We start from the raw sequence: 1,188 nt of genomic DNA, 5'->3' as shown, positions 1-1,188 counted from the left end.
AAAACCCAGATGAAGGTGTTGTACTTCGAAAGCTCAGGCTATTGTGTCTGGGCGAAGCGTTTGGAGCAAGGCCAATTTCCGGTGAAACCGCACCCCAATGGGATCCAATCGCTCACCGGCTGCACTCTGCAAATGATCGTTGACGGAATTACCGTACTTCATCAAAAACAAGCGAAGCGCTATGGGCAGCCAAGCGCTTGATAAGCCAGTATAATCAGTAGCATGAAAATACTGCCTTCATCCTCACCCCACGCGGCTACTGATGCCGAAACACTGGCTAAACTGGCCAGTGAAAACGCGCGCCTGCAAGCCTTGGTTGAGGCTCTTCAGCAAAAAGACACCTTAGCGCAAGCGCATGCTGAATTGGCGCAAAAGCACGCAGCCTTATCAAAACAGCATGCAACTTTATCGCAAAAGCACAGCACACTTGAGCAAAACTGGGATGAGCTACAAGCGAAATTCACGACATTGACCCAGTCCTTCGCCGGTATCAAACAACGCTTAGCCTGGTTTGAGAAGCAGTTGTTTGGTCAGAAGTCAGAAAAGCGTGCCCTGGAATTGGGTATGCAGCTAAGCTTGCTGGGCGATATGGTGCCAGAGTTGACCCAGCCCGAAGGTGAAACCGAATACACCACCTACACCCGTCGTAAAGGCAAGCAGCGTCCGGATGATTGCGTCAATGACAGTGGCCTACGTTTTAACGATAATGTGCCAGTCAAAATCATTACGCTGATACCCGATGAGCTAAAAGGTGAAGAGGCGGACCAATATGAAGTGATTGGTGTGAAAAGCACCTTCCGCTTAGCGCAGCGCCCGGCGAGCTTCGAAGTACTGCGCTATGACCGGCAAATCGTCAAACACAAAGAGAGCGAAGCCATCCTGCCAAGCAAGGCACCGTTTAATGTGCTGGATAAAAGCTGTGCGGATGTGAGCTTTATCGTGGGGATGCTGGTCGATAAATTCCAATACCACTTGCCGCTGTATCGCCAACACCAGCGTTTAGCCGCAGCAGGTATTACCTTAAGCCGCAGTACCCTTGGCACCATTGTGGCACGTGGCATTGATTTACTGTATCCGATTGTCGATGCGATGCTGACCAGCATCTTACAAAGCCAGGTGCTGGCGATGGACGAGACGCCCATTAAAGCAGGCAAAGCTGGGCCAGGCAAAATGAAGCAAAGTTACTTC

The 1,188-nt window shown here is 50.8% G+C and carries 2 protein-coding genes; both read left to right on the top strand.

Translation table 11 applies throughout. The features are described 5' to 3' along the window. Positions 1 to 201, top strand: a 201-nt coding sequence (tnpB, locus tag V7D78_RS17045; RefSeq protein WP_333609650.1) for an IS66 family insertion sequence element accessory protein TnpB, incomplete at its 5' end; no start/stop codon positions are given. A 21-nt stretch (positions 202 to 222) separates the two neighbouring features. Continuing rightward, positions 223 to 1,188 (top strand): IS66 family transposase (locus tag V7D78_RS17040; protein ID WP_333609649.1); only part of this gene is annotated, 966 nt, incomplete at its 3' end.

Origin of the sequence: Arsukibacterium sp. (assembly GCF_036735525.1) — a bacterium.
In the GTDB taxonomy this organism is placed as follows: domain Bacteria; phylum Pseudomonadota; class Gammaproteobacteria; order Enterobacterales; family Alteromonadaceae; genus Alishewanella.
This window is presented reverse-complemented; position numbering and strand designations above follow the sequence as displayed.